Raw genomic sequence first — 18,906 nt, forward strand, 5'->3', positions numbered from 1 at the left:
GTTTATTAAAGGCACCTATCAGGTTAAATTCAGTTTATCGGTTGTTTATTCCGGGCGACTTTCCCGTCAAGCGCCATGGGTGCCATCATGGCGCATAATTCGGAGACTAAATGCCGTTGGGATAATCGTAGCTGTAATGCTTGCGTAATGGCTTGACCACTTCCCATTGACTGTCCAACCCTGCATGGAACGACACCAGATCGCCAGGCAGAATTCGTACCGGCTCACCGCCCGCCGGCGTTACCAAAATCTCGCCATCCAGAACATAGGCACATTCAGTTTCATCAAAATCTATTGGGAATTTTGAAATTTCTTTTTCCCAGATTTCCCAGTTGGCAACACCCAGCTCTTTTAATCGCTCTTCGCTAGGATTGTGTTCGATGGTAATTTTGCTCATGTTCTTCCTAAAAATTAAACTTGTTGAAAGAGTAATTCTAACATCAGGCCTGTCAAAAAGCGCTGAAAACTTACCCATAAAGAGCACCGAAGTTTATTAACAATTACTGCTATCGTATTGTTTTAATAATGGATACTACTTAACCGACCGGAAAAAACTGACGCTATTTTTAGCCCCTCCAAATTGGAAGCTCGACGGGCCGGCTTTGAAAAAACATATCAGTCCCTGCCGGTTGACGGGCGCTGCTGGGTCCTCGGCCTCATTGCAGAGCAATGAGACATAGACCTGCTTAGCGTTGCGTCAGGCGAATTCAAGCTTTCTCGGATCCCGGTTATTGACTAAGAGAGGGGAGATTTTGCACCCTAAATAAAATACTTTAGATCGTTAATTACTTTTATTTGAGGTGCGCTGAATTCCTGGAACCCGTTAATTCATTCTAATATTCACAAGAGTTATGATAAAGTCCACATTGTCATGTAACTAATTAAATATGCTTAATATCTAGGCAGTTACAGACCTAATAATAATAACTACAACGAGGATTACATCACATGAAATTATTAAAAAGCGCTGTCGTAGCGACTACATTGGCACTTTCTTTAGGATCTTTTTCGGCTACTGCTGACACCTGTTTGGGTATGGCATGTATGTACAATAGAATGACGCCCATTGAAGGAATTGAGGCTACTTTAGGCCAAGTTGCTGAAGCATTGAACGCTATTCAAGTAAGAAACAGCGGTGGCGCGGCAGACATTGGCAAAGCTGGCGACGATGTCATTATCAGCAATATCAAAGATGCATTAAAGTTAAGTAAAGAAATCAATGCTAACGATAAACTTGACCGTAATCGTAACCGTGCTAATGATTATTTGAAAAAAGCTCGAGCAGCGGTACAAGAGGGTGATTTGGTTAAAGCAACAGAAGACCTAAAAGAAGCTGAGAGACGTTTTTCAGATCTTAAAGGTATGATCGACTTAACTCAAGCGGATAGAGTATCACAACAGACCAACCTGCTAAACCGCATTATGGACACACCCGATAAGGCAGCTGGCGCCCGTAAATAATACAGCCATCAACTTCACAACAATGAAACCAAGGGGGCAGAGTAAACTTAAATATACGCTTACTCTGACCCCCGTTATTTCCTATCTAAATACAAAAACGGGGAATTGCCGTCCAGCGGCAAGGTTCGGGGCTAGTTTGGTAGCACCCAAGGTCAGACTGCCTTCGCGTATAGACTTAGGAATTGTCTTTATGACTTTTTAGGTTCTATATGTTGCTGCAATACTTCGATGCCCTTTTTTCGCTGTATCCGGATGATTTCCAATTCAGTTTGATATTGCTTAATTAAGCAATCATCATCTGCCTGTAACAGGGTATAGGCGATTTTCCGCTCTTTTTTCTTGAGCTTAATGAGTACTTTTTTTAACTCCTGAATATGTTGTCTTTTTTTGTGGCTGTCCGTGTCAAAAAAGGCCTGTAATTTGTGTAGAAACTTTTCTGTTTTCATGATTAGTTGATTGGCAGATAATTCAGTCGGTATCTTGTGTATTAACCTTGCCGTTTTCTGATTTACATACTACGCCACCAAGCTTCCAGTCGCCGTCTATATCTGGCATGGGCTCGCTCAGCTAAATGATGCAGCCCTGCTTCCCGTTCCGCTGAATGTCTATATTTAAAATTAAAGTAGATTATTTTTTATACAGGAACCATGCTTGTATTGTTAATTCTTTTGGCGTCATAGCATCATCCTTTGTCGTCAGTCGATGACAAAATCATGTTGAAATGGCTATTGCGATTTTCTACTATTTTCTTGGTGTCATAGTTTGGTCAGGGTTTTTAAAGTGATGTTGAAGTCGTCCACGTTGACACCCAGTCTATCAGCCAATGCTGCATTGCAGCTTGCGTCTAACTCATTACACCAGAGCAGAATTGCGAATCTATTTTTGCCCGCTAATATGCTCTGCTGGTCTTGGATGTAGTCCTCATCAAAACCAAGTTCTTTAAAGATATCAAGGATTTCTTCCCCTAAGTCATCCATTAGCCAATCCGTTTTTCTCTTTATCCATAATTTTTTTCCATCTTTCTTAACGGATTTTTCTTTTGTTTTTTTTGATGAATCAGTAGTCTTTTTTTTATTTTTCATGGTCTTACTCCTATTGTCGCGGTAGGTATTGCATTATTGGCTTTAAGTGCCAGTAATGAGTTTAAAGGAGTGTATGATTTTATTTAACTGCGGTTTACAGCGATTTCTTCACTCTCAAGCTGAAGTGATTGAGAAATTATTAATTCTTTACGGGTTGCGGTTTTAATTTCCAGATATCCCGGTTATATTCACTGATCGTCCTATCGGTAGAGAATTTGCCACTGTTCGCACAATTTAAGATGCTCATTTTGGTCCAATGGTCTTTATCCCGATAGGCATCTTCAACGCGTTTTTGGGCATCGACAAAACTTCTAAAATCGGCAATCGTCATCCAGGGGTCGTGCGGGCTTTTGATCGAGTTGATCAGGTCGTCGAATATGCCCGGCTCGAACTGGTTGAAATAGCCGGATTCCAGCAGATGCATGACCCGTTGCAAGTCTTCATCCTGGTCGATCATTTCGAGCGGATCGTAGTGGGCTCGTCTGGCTTCGATTTGCTCTTCGGTCAAGCCGAACAAAAAGAAGTTTTCATCGCCCACTTCTTCGCGTATTTCAATGTTGGCTCCATCCAGTGTGCCGATGGTGATCGCGCCATTCATCATCAGCTTCATGTTGCCGGTACCTGACGCTTCCTTGCCGGCGGTGGATATTTGTTCGGACAAATCGGCGCCGGGACAGATTTTTTCCATGGCCGAAACGCGGTAATCCGGCAAAAACAGCAAGGTCAATTTATCGCCTACCTCGGGATCCGAATTAATAACCTGGGCGACATTGTTGATCAGTTTGATGGTTTTTTTCGCCATGCGATAGCCGGGAGCCGCTTTGCCGCCGATTAACACGCAGCGTGGCACTCGGTCAGCGTCGCCTTTTTTAATACAGTTATAAAGATGAATAACATGCAATACATTGAGCAGTTGGCGCTTGTATTCATGAATGCGCTTAACCTGCACATCGAATAAGGCATCGACGCTAAAACGCAGTTCCGTACCGTGTTTGATTTTTTTGTAGTCGATCAAACGCTGTTTTGCGGCCTGTTTGATGGCATGCCAGCGTTGCCTGAATTGGGCATTCTCGGCATAGGGTTCCAGTCTTTTCAGTTGCGATAAATCGGTAATCCAGCGGTCGCCTATGGTTTCCGTTATCAGGCTTGCCAACTCGGGATTGCAGGCGGCTAACCAGCGCCGTGGCGTCACCCCATTGGTTTTGTTGTTGAATTTATGCGGCCACAAGGCGTAAAAGTCTTTGAACAAGTCTTGTTGCAATAACTGGGAATGCAACTGGGCAACGCCGTTCACGGAAAAACTGCCGACGATAGCCAGATGGGCCATTCTGACTTGTTGCTCAGCACCTTCTTCGATGACGGACATTCTGCTTAAGCGTTCGCCGTCGGCGGGCCAATGCATCGCAACTTCAGCCATAAAGCGGGCATTGATTTCAAAAATGATTTCCGTCAGGCGCGGCAATAACCGTTGCATCAGGCTGACCGGCCATTTTTCCAGCGCCTCGGGCAACAAGGTGTGGTTGGTATAGGCCATGGTGTTTTTGGTGATGGCCCAGGCTTGATCCCAGCTCAAGCCGTGCATGTCCATCAGCAGGCGCATCAATTCGGCTATCGCAATACTCGGATGGGTGTCGTTTAGCTGGAAGCAGCTTTTTTCAACAAAACGTTCGAAATTATCGCCGTGCATACCGGTCCAGTGGGCAATAACATCCTGCAAGCTGGCGGAAGCCAGGAAATATTGTTGCCGTAATCTCAGCTCTTTGCCGTTTTCATTGGCATCATTGGGATACAGCACCATGGTGATATTTTCAGCGGTATTTTTTGCCGCGACGGCTTCGGCATAATCGCCGGCATTAAACTCGTCCAGGTTGAATTCTTCGGTAGCTACGGCCTTCCAGAGTCGCAACGAGTTCACGGTCCCATTTTGATAACCGGGTATCGGCGTATCGAAAGGTACGGCCAATACATTACTGGTGGACATCCAGCAATGCCGTTGCTTGCCGCTTTCATCGGTTTGGATTTCGGTATGGCCGCCGAATTTAATGGAATGCGAATATTCCAGCCGCTCGATTTCCCAGACGTTGCCGTGACGCAGCCAATGATCGGGCTTTTCGACCTGTTCGCCATTGACAATAGTCTGGGTAAACATGCCGTACTCGTAACGTAAACCGTAACCTATGACCGGCAGCTGCAAGGTCGCGCAACTGTCTATAAAGCAAGCGGCGAGACGACCTAAGCCGCCATTGCCCAGCCCTGCATCCTGCTCGCTGCTGATCAACTCTTCGATGGCAATGCCGAGATCGTACATGGCCTGGGTAACGGGCTCGGTTACACCCAGATTAAGCAGGGCATTGCTCAATGTCCGGCCCATCAGAAATTCCATCGACAGATAATATCCGCGTCGGCAGTCATTGCTTTTATAGGTTTGATGAGTGGCCTTCCAGCGCTCCATCAAGCGGTCGCGAATCGCCTGCGATAAGGCTTCCCCGGCATAATAGGGCGACCGGCAGTTTTCGTCCCGGCCCAGTAAATGGACATAATATTGTTTGAAGTCGTCAATGAAATCCGTTTTTTTTCGACCCTGTTCGGGGAGCTTGGTGATTGATGGCTTGGGTTTGCTGATTACAAATTTGTTGCTGGGCATGATCTGATCCTCAAAGAGAATTTAAGCTACTTACCAGTGCAAGGCTCTCAAGCGGGAGAATTTTTTCCTTTGATGTTCGTGCATGCGAATCATAACGTTCACCAGCGCTTCTATAGCATCAAGGATATAGGGGCCTTTATTCAACATAACGCATTCAGCCCTGACCGCCATGGCCGCATCGGTAAACTCAGGCCTTGACCGGGTGTCTTTTTTAGCAATAGATTCGAGTACTTGAGTTGCCCAGATGACAGGGACATGAGCCGCCTCACATAACCACAGGAGTTCTTCCTGAATTTCAGCGAGTCTGGCACTGCCTAATTCTACGGCTAAATCACCTCTGGCAATCATGATGCCGAGATTACGCCTGCCGATAGTCCCTAATAGAATATCGGGAAGATTTTTTACCGCGAGGTTGGTTTCAATGTTAGCGATAATAGGCAGTTCTGATGCATTCCGCTTTGCCAGTTCTGACATCAAAAACTCCATGTCTGCCAGCGTTTCTACAAATGAAAAACCGACTAAATCGGCATGCACACAAACAAAGTCAAGATCGGCTAAATCTTTCTGGGTTAGCGGCGGTAAATTAAACTCGGCTTCCGGAAAATTAATCCCTTTGTCACTTTGTATACGAACTCCACTGGTTTTTGCCACTGTTACACGTAACAATGCACCCTGCTCGGTCACCACCTCGACGATCGCCCCCAGTTTTCCATCATCAATCCAGACCGTTTGACCTATTTCAAGTTTTTCTATTGCCGAAGAAAGCGTACAACCAATTTGAGCAGGATGAATCAAGACCCCGCTATCGTCATATTCAGCGGGCTTACCGTCGATATTACCGGTAGTTAACAATAACAATTGATTTTTAAGTACACGGATATCCAGAGGCTCGCCTGCAAATTTCCCCAATGTAAACTTATCAACTGATTTCCGGTGCCCTGCCGTTGCAAGCATTAATGTGCAACCTGGAACAAGATAAGCCGTTCTTTCACAACTCACCAACCAATCCGTGTCAGAAAGCGCTTTTTCAACTTTCAAGCAACGCTGTTTGTTTTGATTATCAATAAAACTTAGGCACACTTCTGGTGCAAGTTTCTTATGAAGCGGCTTGGGGATGGATACTCTGAATAATGAGCTATCCACAGACGGGCTTTCAGAGTCGGCTGTTAAAATCAGATACCCTGGAGCAACGATCTTTCCCGTCCGATCTTTTTGTACACGGATGTGATGAATCGAAGGCCCCAGAGCAACGGGGCCGGTGCGAACCTTATGCCCGGCAAGATCCATAAGAATACGGCAGGGACGGCCCATTTTTGTTTCTGCGCGCCGGATATTTGTTATCATTCCCTGCCAGACAACAGGATCATCGTGTGCACAATTGATACGCGCACAGGTCATACCCTTTTCAAGCAATGAACTTACCAGCGTATAATCCCAAGAGGCCTCTGTAGACAAGGTCACCATAACATGCGCTCTGCCGTGTTCATGAAAGGGCCCGAATAATTCAATAGCATGCTGCTCCAGCAGCTGCTGGCCCCGGTTAAAGCCATATTCGCTTGGTTTTTTTTCACCCGGTAGATAGTGTTTGTCTGTTGCCCGTTTCAATACCTCTATCAACGAATCCAACGTCGATAATACCGATGCTTCAGCTCTACCCAGCGAAGATAAACCGGCCTGAGCCAAGCGATCTTGTAAATGACGCAGATCAAATTGCCGCATGGCAAGATAATGCGCAAGATTACAGGCGCTTTTAGAAAAACGACCGGAATGATAGTAGCCCTGATATTTTTGCAGGCGCTGATTTGCATTGATTTCAATTTTTTGGCGTAGCTCAGCGACCTCTGCAAGAATTTGTTTCAGAACATCTTTGTAGGGATCTGTAGTAACTTCTTTAGTGGCTATCATATGCATGAATCATTGTTTAATAAATCATTACATTTCAATGAATCGAGACTACTTAAGAAATGTGACAGCTTGATGACAAAAGGAGCTTGTGTAAGAAATTAATTACACAGAATCCTATCCAGTTTGGGAAGACGATTTGAAGAAAATAAGAACTGATTCAATCGCCTTATACGAAAACGGCAGGTCAGAAAATGTTAATCCAGTAAAAAATTAGCCTGTTTCAACTGATCACTATGTTCAGTGTCAGTAGTTTGGTCTTTTAAATTAACACCGGAAAACTGTAGTTTTTCGGCTTCATTGAGTAAAAACAGCAGTTTTTTTTCATTGAAGATTAAACTTCCTCACTGTGACGCCCGTATGACAACCAACTGAGGATATGCGATCAAAATAAAACCGCAAAACAGCATAAACCGTCTATACTGTTTATGACTTAAATAAAAGGAGACCAATGCGGGGAGTCGCTATTTTTGCGAAAGCTTTTATGGGCATCCTTGCCCAACAAGCGGCAAAAGCTACGCGACCGCTAATGCCTGCGGCTGCCCCAGCCGTCCTGCTTCATTCGTTAGATACCCAACGACTCGACGCGATGTCGGAAAGCCTGCATTTTCACTACGCAAAAAGCGCTTCGTGAAAACACATGCGCTATCGCTTCTGGGGACTACTCGACTCCTGTCTCGCAGCGAACGCCGGATGAAGTCTATAAAACGGCTAGAGGCGGCGGGGCAAAGATTGTGGATAAATTTAACGGTACGGCTGAAATATCAGACCTCGTGCCCGCAAAACTGGGACAGCGCCATTCAGCTGGAGTGTGAACAGGCCTCTATCTTAAATTAAGGTATTTTTTGTCTGGACAATGGGGTCCACTTTAGAGTTTGTTGGGGTTTAAGAACGTCACAACGTACCGAGTAAATCTGTAATCTTACTGAGATCGTTTTAAGGAATCGGAGAATAGTATGAAAACATTAAATCCCATTGTAACCGTACTTTTTTTGAGTGCGACATTCGTGGTTACTTCCTGTGCGGTCAAAGAAACGCAGAAGGAACTCAAACAAGAGAGCCGAGGAGAGTCGGTCGAGCATGTCCAGGCGTCCAATGAGTCGATGCAGCAGATGACCCGGGCCAGCAAGATCATCGGTACCCCTGTGAAAAATCCTAACGGAGACAATCTCGGCGACATCAAGGAGTTAGTACTCGATCCTCGGAGTGGCAAAGTAGCCTATGCCGTCGTTTCTTTCGGTGGTGTATTGGGTATGGTGGACAAGCTCTTTATTATTTCCCTGGAAGCCACTTAATTGGCCTAGCGGCAAGGAGTATTACGCCCTCGATTTGGATAAAACCGCCTTAACATCGGCTCCGGAATTTGATAAGAAGCACTGGCCAGATAGTTCGAATGAATGGGAACTGCAGCGCGATGGACTCAATCAGTTTTATCATAATAAACCCTGAAAAATGGCTTCAACGGGGGCAGCGATCTTTGGAATGATTTGGCAATAGCTTGCACTAATCATGAAGCGAAATGGGGAACACAAACCGGCTGGAATCGACAACCAAATCATTGATCTGGCCCCGTGAAGTACTAACTTCATTCGGCATGAGCCTGACCAAAGGCCAGAAGGTAGCAGGCTCAGCCCGAACGATTTCAAACATTTATCAAAATTGAATTATTTAGGCCGTTAATTCCTCTTTACCTCCCAACTGGAGAGATGCCGAATGCACCCCCTTTCATTTTTCGCCTGCTCGTCTGCCTGTTAATACTTAATCTTGACGCCTGTGGTGACGTCGCGACATTGCCGGAACAGGCGGGCGTCGGTCCCCATCCGAAGCTAACGCCGCCGAACCTCACGCTATTACCTACTGTCAATATAGCCCCGGCCAAAGGCTGGCCTGCTGGCATAACGCCAAGGGCTGCCGCTGGCCTTGCAGTGAAAGCCTTTGCGACTGGCCTCGACCACCCGCGCTGGCTCTATGTTCTCCCCAACGGCGATGTGTACTGGTTGCCGAAACCAATGCCCCACCCCAGCCCGAAGATAGTAAAGGCCTTAAGGGCTGGTTGATGAAGCGGGCCATGAAATACGCGGGGGCGGGGCGTACCGAGCGCTAATCGCATCACCCTGTTGCGCGACGCAAATGGCGACGGCATCGCGGAAACGCGAACAGTCTTCCTGCAGGGGCTAAACTCACCCTTTGGCATGACGCTCGTGGGCAACGACTTTTATGTTGCCAATTCCGATGGACTTGTACGCTTTCCCTATCGCACCGGCGAAACACAGATCAATGAGCCCGGCGTAAAGGTGCTTGATTTGCCCGCAGGCCCGATTAACCATCACTGGACCAAAAATGTGCTCGCCAGCCAGGATGGTTCGCGCCTGTATGTCAAGGTCGGCTCGAATAGTAATGTCGGCGAAAATGGTGTGGAAAACGAAGTCAACCGCGCCGCCATCTGGGAAGTTGATCCGGTAACAGGCGGTTCGCGCATCTTTGCCTCGGGCTTGCGCAACCCCAATGGCCTTGCCTGGCAACCGTAGCGCGGTACACTCTGGACTACCGTCAACGAACGCGATGAGACCGGCAGTGACCTGGTGCCCGACTATATGACCTCGGTAAAAGACGGCGCCTTCTACGGATGGCCCTACAGCTATTACGGCCAGCATGCCGATACGAGAGTGAAGCCGCCACGGCCTGACCTGGTGGCTAAAGCAATTGCGCCGGATTATGCGCTTGGCGCCCATACAGCCTCTCTCGGGCTTGTCTTCTATACGAGCAATTTATTGCCGAAACGCTTTATGGGCGGGGCGTTCATCGGTCAGCACGGCTCCCCCGAACCGTCAACCCCGGAGTGGTTACAAGGTGATTTTTGTGCCGTTCGCCGGCGGACACCCGGCAGGGACACCTGAGGATATACTCACCGGTTTTGTCATTGCGCAAGGGGAGGCGCTGGGCCGTCCGGTCGGCGTGGCCATAGACCGAGCAGGCGCACTGCTTGTCGCCGATGACGTTGGCAACAGCGTATGGCGAGTGACCCCCGCTATGCCGAAATAAGGCTGCATATAGTCTTTCATAGCTTAAAAAGTTACCTTCTTTTCATATCCAGAAATCAGGAAGCTGTTGTGTACGGCAACGCACAGACCCCCGCCGACAAATGCGGGATGATATTTTTGTTTAAAAGTCGAATAAAGAGGGTAGCAATATATACACGTTGCCGTCGCGCAAAATCAATTGGAGATTCATGATGACCAAAGCAAATACAGGGGTTCAACCAGTCAAGGGCAAAACGGCAAAGTCCGGACCAGAAGACGTAACCGTTTCAGTAGGCAGCGGCGGAGAGTGGCACCAGACTGCCATCGGCGATCAGCCAGTGTTGACAACCAATCAGGGTTTGCCGATTTCCGACAATCAGAACTCCCTGAGAGCTAATCCGAACGGTCCGACGCTGTTGGAAGATTTCATCCTGCGCGAAAAAATCACCCATTTCGACCACGAGCGAATTCCCGAGCGCATCGTTCATGCCCGCGGCACGGGTGCACACGGCTTTTTCGAACTGACCCAATCCCTGGAGCAATACACTACCGCCAAAGTGCTGACCGAAGTGGGCGAACAAACGCCGCTGTTCACGCGTATCTCAACCGTAGCCGGCGGGTCCGGTTCGGCCGATACCCCGCGCGATGTTCGCGGCTTTGCCGTCAAGTTTTACACGAAAGAGGGCAACTGGGATTTGGTTGGCAATAATATCCCCGTGTTTTTCATTCAGGATGCCATCAAATTTCCCGACCTCATTCATGCCGTCAAAATGGAACCCGATCGTGGCTTTCCTCAGGCAGCGTCGGCGCACGACACCTTCTGGGACTATATTTCACTGACACCGGAATCGATGCATATGGTGATGTGGATCATGTCCGATCGCACCTTGCCGCGTTCGGTGCGGATGATCGAAGGCTTCGGTATTCATTCATTCCGTCTGGTCAATGCAGCGGGCGAATCAACCTTCGTGAAATTCCACTGGCGGCCGAAACTCGGTTTGCAATCGACCCTCTGGGATGAAGCGGTCAAGATTGCCGGTGCCGATTCCGACTTTCATCGCCGCGACCTGTTCGATGCAATCAGCGCCGGCGATTTTCCGGAATGGGAATTGGCGGTTCAGCTGTTCTCCCAAGAGGAAGCCGATGCCTTCACGTTCGATCATCTCGATCCGACCAAATTGATACCTGAAGAATGGGTGCCGTTGCAAGTTATTGGGCGCATGGTACTCAACCGCTGGCCGGACAATTTCTTTGCGGAGACTGAACAGGTGGCGTTCTGTCCGTCCCATGTCGTGCCCGGCATCGATTTCTCGAACGACCCGTTATTGCAGGGGCGCCTGTTCTCGTATCTGGACACGCAGTTATCCCGTCTGGGTTCGGCGAATTTCCACCAGATACCTGTCAATGCGCCGCAGTGCCCGTTCGCCAATCACCAGCGCGATGGTCATATGCAAATGGCGCAACCGGCCGGACGCGTGTCCTACGAACCGAATACCCTGGCAGCGGATTCCCCACGCGAACAACTGGAGACTGGCTTTCGCAGTGCGGCGGTGGACGAAACTGGTGCAAAAGGCCGGATACGGGCGGAGAGCTTTGCCGACCATTACAGTCAGGCACGGCAGTTTTATCGCAGCCAAAACGCCTTCGAACAGGCGCATCTTGCCTCCGCTTTGGTATTTGAGCTCTCGAAGGTCGAGCATCCACATATCCGTGAAGCCATGGTCGGTCACTTGCGTCATGTCGAAGAGGACCTCGCACAACGGGTCGCCTTTGGCCTCGGGATGAGCAAACTGCCACAAGCGCCAGCTGCTGCTGTTGCGGTACAGGAGTTAGACCTATCCCCGGCGCTGCAACTCATTGGCAAGATGAAGGATACCCTCGAAGGTCGGGTTGTCGGGGTATTGATTGCGGATGGATCGGACGCGACAAGCATCGACGCTGTCAAGCAGGCAGTCACTGCTGCAGGCGCAAAAGTGAAGATTATCGCCGCTAAAATCGGCGAAGCGAAACTCACCGATGGCTCGCTTTTGAAAGTCGATGGCCAATTAGCCGGTACGCCGTCGGTGATGTTCGACGCGGTCGCCATCATTCTCTCCGATAAAGCCGCCGCGTTATTGGGCAAGGAAGCCGCCGCCATCGATTTCGTGCGCGACGCCTTCGGTCATCTGAAAGCGATTGGCGTTGACAAGGGCGGCGAAGCCTTGCTGAAAACCGCGGCTATCGAACAAGACGCCGGTGTCATTGCCATCGGTACCCTGGATCGCTTCATTGCCACAGCCAAGACACGTCAGTGGGAGCGGGAAGCGAGTGTCAGAACACTCGCTTGATAAGGATGCCATTGCTCTTGGGTGTCAAACCTCTTTTAATTCCAGGCGTAATATCATTATTACGCCTGAGTTGATGAAGCCGGATTCATAGCATTCGCTCTGGATTCCACCAGTTTCGGAAACTCATCATCGCTATGATAGGATGCCGAATCGATTCATTTGGTTAAACTTGTTTTCCATGCAAAAAAATACCCCTTATATTCTTTTTCTGACCTTTGTATTGTTATTGACGGTGTCTTTTTTCCTATTGATTAAAGATTTTTTATTAGCCTGTTTTTGGGCCATCATTCTGGCAGTAGTTTTTGATCCTGTTTATCAGCGGATTAGGCAATATTTTAAAAATTCGGAAATACTGCCGTTATTTTTGACCATGATGATGATTATTCTGGTTTTTGTGATCCCTTTGCTGACCATAATCTTGATGATAACGGAGGAAAGTACAGGCTATTATCAAAAAATTGCAAGTGGGGAAATAAATCCCCAAGTCTATTTTCAAGATATTCTCGCGTTAGTTTTGCCAAAATTCTATAAGCTTTCACATATACAGGCAATAAGCGTTGAGCAGATAAGCGCCTCAGCAGGGAATGCCTTTACCCAAGCAGTAAAATATATAGCGCAACAACTCCCCGCATTAACCCAGAACCTATTAAATCTTATCGTTCAAGTTGCCTTGGCCTTCTACATTCTGTTTTTTCTATTGCGGGATGGACAGCAATTGATAAGAAAACTCATCTCTCTTATTCCTATAGGTGACGGAATCGAAATAGAATTATTTGAGCGTTTCACCAGCGTAGCCAGAGCGACTGTTAAAGGCGGGTTAATAGTCGCTGTTATTCAAGGCAGTATCGGGGGATTTTTATTTTGGTTTGTAGGTATTCCCGCCGCTTTTTTATGGGGTATATTAATGATAGTTTTATCTTTATTGCCGATAGGCAGCACGCTAATTTGGGTTCCCGCTGCGATAATTCTATTTTTACAAGGACAAACTTTAAAAGCAGCTATCGTTTTGGCAATCGGTATTTTAGTCATTGGTATGATTGATAATTTTCTGAGGCCACGGCTGATAGGTAAAGACAGTAAAATGTCAGATTATCTGGTATTGGTATCCACTCTGGGTGGATTAACCTGGTTTTCCTTAACAGGGTTTGTATTAGGCCCGATCATTGCCGCTTTATTCATTACTTGTTGGGACCTAATGGGACAAGAAAGCCAGGCAAGTAAACGTAAATAACTTAATCAGCGTTATCAATCTCAAAGAATATCCATTTAACCCGCGTATGCGTTTGCTTGATTTGCCGTTCCATAGCATTGATTTCATCAACTACATTCATAACTGTCATATCGGGTTGGAGCTCGGCTTTAATGGTAACCATGACATTATTGCCGTGATTGATCGCCCACACATTCAGCACCTGTAACACACAGGGTTGGCTCTCCAGATAGTGCTGTACGTTATCACTGATATCTTCAGCCGCCTCACCGAGCAGCAAAGAATGGACTTGTGTACCCACCACGACGGCAACGGTAATCAATAAAAATCCGATTAAAATCGAACCTGCCGCATCATAGGCGGTATTGCCGGTAATCATTGTCAGACCCAGCATTACCAGCGCAATCCCGAGTCCTGCCAAGGCTGCCACATCTTCACCGGTAACTACCATCAATTCGCTGGACTGAGTCTCTTTAAACCATTGCCACAGGGAGCGCGTGCCTTTCTCCTGTTGCATTGCCGCCAGCGCCCCTTTTAAAGAAAAATATTCCAAACCCAACGCAATCAGCAAGACGAGCAATGCGACACCCTCATTTTCCACTGTGTGCGGATGGGTATATCGCTGCCATCCTTCATAAATGGAAAAGACGCCTCCCACGGAAAATAATATGAAAGCCACCATCATGGACCAGATATAAGATTCTCGCCCGAAACCCATCGGATGTTTGCGGGTCGCTTCTTTTTCAGATCGTTTCATACCGATAAACAGTAAGACCTGATTGCCACAATCGGCAAACGAGTGAATCGCTTCGGCTAATAAAGAGCCTGAACCTGTCCAGAAAGCTGCACCGGTTTTCGCTGCCGCGATACCTAAATTAGCCGCAAAGGCATAGAGAATAGCGATGGTTGGGGTGGGAGATGACATGGATGATTTTGACTACGTTAAGTTAGAATCAAATTTTTCAGAGATAAGTTCCTAGCAAACAGGGACGCGTTATCAAGGATAGAAAATCATCAAAATTTTTAACTTGAATAATACTTACCCACTTAATTTTCTCTCAACAAACAATCTAATTCATCCACGAGCTCGCACCAATCCGAATCCTCTGCTACCGCTTCAGCCAGAAACGCAGCCTGTGCTTCGTTCCAGAAAGCTGCCTCGGACAAGGCAATATTACGGGGTAACGGTCTGTGCCTTTGAATAAAAGCATTAATCTGTTCCTCGTCGCCCGCTAAACCTAATTGACAAAATAACGTTTGCATCGTGTGTATTGAAGCATCCATTTGAATCCCCGGAAACTATTAAAGCTTTACGCAAAGACCGGATTTGACTTCGGCGTATTTTTTCATTTTAGTGAAATTCAAATTCTTTAACTTTTATTTTTGTCATCATTAACATTACCAACAACGCCGGCTGTTGCGATAAAACGCAGAGCATCCTCAACAGACATATCTATTTCTGTTACATTTTCCCGTGACATAATGACTGTGTTGCCACCTATCGCATAACTGAATGGCAAATATACGGCAATCTGGTCATCGGCAATAAAAGTATGTAAAACTTCTTCAAAATCCGAAACGGTAATAAAACCTATTTGTTGACCATTGCCGGGGGGAACATTTACTAGAACTACCTGTTTAAATTTCCCTCTGTTTTCGCTGGAAAAAAGAGAACTAAAATCGCGTATTGCTGTATACACGCTTTTAATAACGGGAATCTGGAGTACGAGTTCTTCAAAATTATAGAACAGACTGCGGAAAGTTCGAGACTCCAGAAAGCCTCCGAAAAAATATATTACAGGCAGTCCTAACATAAAACCCAAGCCTTTTATGTACCAACTGTCAGGGAAGAAAAACTTGAAGATGTTTCCCAACACCAATTCTGCAGTGCCGGCAAGCCAGAGAAGCAAATAAAGGGTGAGTATAAGGGGGATAATAGCGATTAACCCTTTGAAAAAAGTTTTACTGATCGGCTTCATTTTTAATTTCCAATTATAATTATTCATAAGCTAGACGATAATTCAAATAAAAGCGTTATGTTTTATATAACAAATTTAACCCGAAAGATTCCGATACACACTCATAGAGCTTTAGTGTGCTTTTATGTACCTGTTTCCATCCGTAACAAAAGTTACAGACCCTATACCGTATATATTAAGCATTGCCAAAGTTGTTGTGCCTGTCGTTTATCGACCTCAACTTCTCATCAGAAGCGAAAAGCCACCATTTCCCTTGCCACTATTATCGCGTGAAGTCATTCGTCTATAAGATTGGCGGACTTGTCGACCACTCCTCCATTGCCTGGTCTCCTGGACGATCTACTTTAACTTTGCCGCCCTCGGTTGAGGTTACCCAGGTTAGCGGAATGTAATGGTGTTGACCTGCCTTATCTTTCTTCAGCTTAATGGTATCAGAGCCCTCCATATGGTCTACAGTGGCAAACTGGCCGTCTTGCGAGCAGACAACGGGCATATCAGGCTTTATCTGGTCGGTATTAATCATAGTTTTTCTCCCGTTGGCTCAGTCTGAAAGTCTGAAAGTCTGAGCGAGTTTGATTGATAATTCTTGGTCGGTTAACTCAGGCAAGGTTTGAGAGTATTACCTATTTTTCGGACTTTAACGCGTTAATCGCTTTATTCTTAAAGAATGTGCCCCCATTAAATCCCTTGCCTGTGTTTTTAATATACACGCATGACTAAAATCGGTCTGTACGGCTGCGCACATTGCAAACAGCTAATAGCTAATAGCTCCCAAATTGTTTGTCCCCAAAAGCGTCGATTCAACAGATAGGAAAATTTATCCCTATATTCCTGAGCATAGCGGCCTGATACCTCATGGTAGGTGGCGGGCCAGATAGCTTTAAAATTACTGAAGACCACATGGTCCCACGGCATGTCCTTCATCAGCCCATTCAATAGGAGTGACTTTGGCGACTTTTCACCGTTATGTACGTTGGCGTACAGATGCGTGGCGACTAATCGTGCAACAATTTCTCAAGCTTAAATCTATGGAGACTCATCAATGACACTTCCTAATATCTCAGCCGCTGACGAACCTGGATGCAGACACGACTTGCCGGGCGTCTACTCCGAACATATACAAACTCACGCAAGCGCAGTGTCGTGGGGTGCTATCGTGGCGGGAGCCGCTGCCTTGTCGCTGATCCTTTTGATGTTGGGAACAGGTTTGGAGCTATCCTCGGTGTCACCCTGGGCATACAGCGGGGTAAGTGCAACGACCTTCGGTGTATCGACCATCCTGTGGCTGACCTTCACGCAACTCGTTGCTTCCGGAGTGGGGGGTACCTCGCCGGCAGGCTAAGAACAAAGTGGGTTGCGGTGCATACGGACGAGGTCTACTTCCGCGACACCGCGCACGGCTTCCTGGCCTGGGCCATCGCCGCGCTTGCGACTGCCGCGTTACTTACTTCGGTGATTGGGTCGATCGTCAGCGGTGGAATTCAGGCTGGGGCCACTGTGACTGGGGACGTCGCCACCGCGACGGCGGTCGGATCCGAGATGGTGATGTCCAATAGCGACAGTGGACCGATGGGCTACTTCGTGGATTCGCTATTCCGAAAGGACATCAACGCGGCTGCATCCGTCCCGGATATTGCAGGAGGCGACGCTATGCCTGGAGGGCCTCCAAAGCCAATCCCTGCCGGGTCCACGCCTGAAGTTACCCGCATCTTTATGACCTCTATTCGCACAGGGCCTTTGCCCGCGGAAGACATTCGGTATGTCGGCCAAGTTGTCGCGTTGCGTACCGGTCTGACACAGCAGGACGCGGAGAAGCGAGTGAGTGATGCGTATGTACGCGTACAGACCAAGCTGCGTGATGCGTGATGCGGAAACCGCGGCGAAAGAGGCTGCTGACAAGGCTCGCAAGGCTTCCGCTTATGCAGCCCTATGGCTCTTCATCTCGCTGCTCATTGGTGCATTCGTCGCCAGCTTCTCGGCTACAGTCGGCGGCCGGCAGCGAGCGTGACATGTAATCACATATACAACCAACTTACTAAGTAGTTACGCAAAAGTTATTTGGAATTTTTTACCGATGTCACTCAGGATTTCCAACACCCACTTTTTCAAGTGTCCGTAACTTTGATAGGCATCAAGCGGCAACCATTCGTACTTAACTTTACGCCAGAGTATTTCGATCAGGTTCAGCTCCGGGCTGTAAGGCGGAAGAAAATGTAAGTACACACCACGTTGTTGCCAGCCCGCCAGCTTTTCTTTGAATACGCCGCTACGATGAATGGAAGCATTAAGTAGTAATGCGAAAGTTATTAGGAAGTAAATTTATTGTGTCAAACTGGAAACGATTGCAATAACAGACAAAAATTAGGAGTCCACCTGAAATTCATCGCCAAACTGACCCCGGAAGAGGAAGTAACGTTAACCGAAGCCTATCGTAACCACCCATTATTCCGGGTTAGACAACGGGCACATGCTATCTTATTGAATAATAGAAGGTATGTAATTGCACGGCTGAGCGAATTGTTTGAGTCCCAGCATGAGACTGTCAGCTCATGGTTAGACAAATGGGAAACAGAGGGATTAATAGGGCTTTACGATTGTCCACGAAGCGGTAGGCCTGTGCGCTTCACGGTTGAGGAACAAGTCCGTTTTTCTGGGCTATATTGACAAAAACCCACACCAGCCCAAGGCCGCCGCAGCACGATTGCTGGAGGAGACGGGCAAGGAAGCCAGCCTTGACTACCTTAAACGTAATTTAAAAAAAGTGCCTATGCCTGGAAACGTTGTCGGCAATCAGTGAAGGGAAAGCGTAATGAAGCAGATTTCCAACGTGATAAGGCATATCTGAAGGCCTTGAAACAGCAAGAGGATGATGGGGAATTGAAGCTTTACTACTTTTGACGAATCCGGATTTTAGCACGACACCCTGTGTACCCTATGGATGGCAACGGATTGGCGAGACCCGACAAATACCCTGCTATCGTAGCAAGCGCATGAATGTGTTAGGTTTTTTGAGTCGCAGCAATGATCTGTTTTTCCACAGCTCCGAACAATCGGTGACAACGGATACGGTTGTCAATGCCTTTGATGCGTTTGTCGAAACGTATGCAGGCAAGTACGAAGAAACTAAAGTGCCGTGCTGTGTGGTGTTGGATAAGTAGTAATGCGAAAGTTATTAGGAAGTAAATTTATTGTGTCAAACTGGAAACGATTGCAATAACAGACAAAAATTAGGAGTCCACCTGAAATTCATCGCCAAACTGACCCCGGAAGAGGAAGTAACG

General features: G+C 47.2%; 19 protein-coding genes. 9 read left to right on the forward strand and 10 right to left on the reverse strand.

From position 1 onward, the window contains the following. Nucleotides 1-106: 106 nt before the first annotated feature. Nucleotides 107-397 carry a cupin domain-containing protein gene (locus METTU_RS15810; protein WP_006892791.1) on the reverse strand — a complete coding sequence of 97 codons (291 nt, stop codon included), beginning with the start codon at nucleotides 395-397 and terminating at the stop codon, nucleotides 107-109. Between the two features lie 551 nt (nucleotides 398-948). Here METTU_RS15810 and METTU_RS15815 point away from each other — a divergent pair. Beyond that, nucleotides 949-1,461 carry a hypothetical protein gene (locus METTU_RS15815; RefSeq protein ID WP_006892792.1) on the forward strand — a complete coding sequence of 171 codons (513 nt, stop codon included), beginning with the start codon at nucleotides 949-951 and terminating at the stop codon, nucleotides 1,459-1,461. A gap of 188 nt (nucleotides 1,462-1,649) precedes the next feature. On the opposite strand, the gene METTU_RS15820 is transcribed toward METTU_RS15815, so the two are convergent. From METTU_RS15820 to METTU_RS15835, 4 genes are all read right to left on the reverse strand, one after another. Further along, complete coding sequence (locus METTU_RS15820; RefSeq protein ID WP_006892793.1) at nucleotides 1,650-1,907, reverse strand: hypothetical protein; 258 nt, start codon at nucleotides 1,905-1,907, stop codon at nucleotides 1,650-1,652. 309 nt (nucleotides 1,908-2,216) lie between these two features. Further along, nucleotides 2,217-2,543, reverse strand: coding sequence for a hypothetical protein (locus METTU_RS15825; protein ID WP_006892795.1), 327 nt, complete (start codon nucleotides 2,541-2,543; stop codon nucleotides 2,217-2,219). Nucleotides 2,544-2,682: 139 nt separating this feature from the next. Beyond that, complete coding sequence (locus tag METTU_RS15830) at nucleotides 2,683-5,187, reverse strand: glycogen/starch/alpha-glucan phosphorylase (protein WP_006892796.1); 2,505 nt, start codon at nucleotides 5,185-5,187, stop codon at nucleotides 2,683-2,685. 30 nt (nucleotides 5,188-5,217) lie between these two features. Then, a complete protein-coding gene (locus METTU_RS15835; RefSeq protein ID WP_040581285.1) occupies nucleotides 5,218-7,092 on the reverse strand; it encodes a pyruvate kinase in 1,875 nt (624 codons plus the stop codon). A 953-nt stretch (nucleotides 7,093-8,045) separates the two neighbouring features. Here METTU_RS15835 and METTU_RS23335 point away from each other — a divergent pair. The 5 genes from METTU_RS23335 (at nucleotide 8,046) to METTU_RS15860 (ending at nucleotide 13,667) form a co-directional block, all read left to right on the forward strand. Beyond that, on the forward strand, nucleotides 8,046-8,384 hold the full coding sequence (locus METTU_RS23335) for a PRC-barrel domain-containing protein (protein ID WP_006892799.1): 339 nt from the start codon (nucleotides 8,046-8,048) through the stop codon (nucleotides 8,382-8,384). Nucleotides 8,385-9,206: 822 nt separating this feature from the next. Further along, complete coding sequence (locus tag METTU_RS24590; RefSeq protein WP_254258003.1) at nucleotides 9,207-9,617, forward strand: PQQ-dependent sugar dehydrogenase family protein; 411 nt, start codon at nucleotides 9,207-9,209, stop codon at nucleotides 9,615-9,617. 331 nt (nucleotides 9,618-9,948) lie between these two features. Then, nucleotides 9,949-10,131 (forward strand): hypothetical protein, encoded by a 183-nt coding sequence (locus tag METTU_RS24595; protein ID WP_254258006.1) that lies wholly within the window; start codon nucleotides 9,949-9,951, stop codon nucleotides 10,129-10,131. Between the two features lie 187 nt (nucleotides 10,132-10,318). Next, nucleotides 10,319-12,436 carry a catalase gene (locus METTU_RS15855; RefSeq protein ID WP_302050594.1) on the forward strand — a complete coding sequence of 706 codons (2,118 nt, stop codon included), beginning with the start codon at nucleotides 10,319-10,321 and terminating at the stop codon, nucleotides 12,434-12,436. A 178-nt stretch (nucleotides 12,437-12,614) separates the two neighbouring features. Next, on the forward strand, nucleotides 12,615-13,667 hold the full coding sequence (locus METTU_RS15860; RefSeq protein ID WP_006892802.1) for an AI-2E family transporter: 1,053 nt from the start codon (nucleotides 12,615-12,617) through the stop codon (nucleotides 13,665-13,667). Between the two features lies 1 nt (nucleotide 13,668). Here METTU_RS15860 and METTU_RS15865 read toward each other — a convergent pair whose 3' ends face one another. The 4 genes from METTU_RS15865 to METTU_RS15880 all read right to left on the reverse strand — a co-directional run bounded on the left by METTU_RS15865 (nucleotide 13,669) and on the right by METTU_RS15880 (nucleotide 16,148). Continuing rightward, nucleotides 13,669-14,571, reverse strand: a complete 903-nt coding sequence (locus tag METTU_RS15865; RefSeq protein WP_006892803.1) for a cation diffusion facilitator family transporter — start codon at nucleotides 14,569-14,571, stop codon at nucleotides 13,669-13,671. A 122-nt stretch (nucleotides 14,572-14,693) separates the two neighbouring features. Continuing rightward, nucleotides 14,694-14,930 carry a DUF2789 domain-containing protein gene (locus METTU_RS15870; RefSeq protein ID WP_006892804.1) on the reverse strand — a complete coding sequence of 79 codons (237 nt, stop codon included), beginning with the start codon at nucleotides 14,928-14,930 and terminating at the stop codon, nucleotides 14,694-14,696. Nucleotides 14,931-15,016: 86 nt separating this feature from the next. After that, nucleotides 15,017-15,625 (reverse strand): DUF502 domain-containing protein, encoded by a 609-nt coding sequence (locus tag METTU_RS15875; RefSeq protein WP_006892805.1) that lies wholly within the window; start codon nucleotides 15,623-15,625, stop codon nucleotides 15,017-15,019. Nucleotides 15,626-15,908: 283 nt separating this feature from the next. Then, nucleotides 15,909-16,148 carry a DUF2171 domain-containing protein gene (locus METTU_RS15880; RefSeq protein ID WP_006892806.1) on the reverse strand — a complete coding sequence of 80 codons (240 nt, stop codon included), beginning with the start codon at nucleotides 16,146-16,148 and terminating at the stop codon, nucleotides 15,909-15,911. A 1,127-nt stretch (nucleotides 16,149-17,275) separates the two neighbouring features. Here METTU_RS15880 and METTU_RS24600 point away from each other — a divergent pair. Next, nucleotides 17,276-17,491 (forward strand): hypothetical protein, encoded by a 216-nt coding sequence (locus tag METTU_RS24600; protein WP_254258008.1) that lies wholly within the window; start codon nucleotides 17,276-17,278, stop codon nucleotides 17,489-17,491. 177 nt (nucleotides 17,492-17,668) lie between these two features. On the opposite strand, the gene METTU_RS15890 is transcribed toward METTU_RS24600, so the two are convergent. Beyond that, nucleotides 17,669-17,944, reverse strand: coding sequence for a transposase (locus tag METTU_RS15890; RefSeq protein WP_081466940.1), 276 nt, complete (start codon nucleotides 17,942-17,944; stop codon nucleotides 17,669-17,671). Between the two features lie 3 nt (nucleotides 17,945-17,947). On the opposite strand from METTU_RS15890, the gene METTU_RS24605 reads away from it, so the two are divergent. Next, nucleotides 17,948-18,289 (forward strand): COG3415 family protein, encoded by a 342-nt coding sequence (locus METTU_RS24605; protein ID WP_254258010.1) that lies wholly within the window; start codon nucleotides 17,948-17,950, stop codon nucleotides 18,287-18,289. Nucleotides 18,290-18,519: 230 nt separating this feature from the next. Beyond that, nucleotides 18,520-18,783 (forward strand): transposase, encoded by a 264-nt coding sequence (locus tag METTU_RS24610; protein ID WP_254258012.1) that lies wholly within the window; start codon nucleotides 18,520-18,522, stop codon nucleotides 18,781-18,783. Nucleotides 18,784-18,906: the final 123 nt, after the last annotated feature.

The sequence above is a fragment of the Methylobacter tundripaludum SV96 genome, assembly GCF_000190755.2.
GTDB lineage: Bacteria > Pseudomonadota > Gammaproteobacteria > Methylococcales > Methylomonadaceae > Methylobacter_A > Methylobacter_A tundripaludum.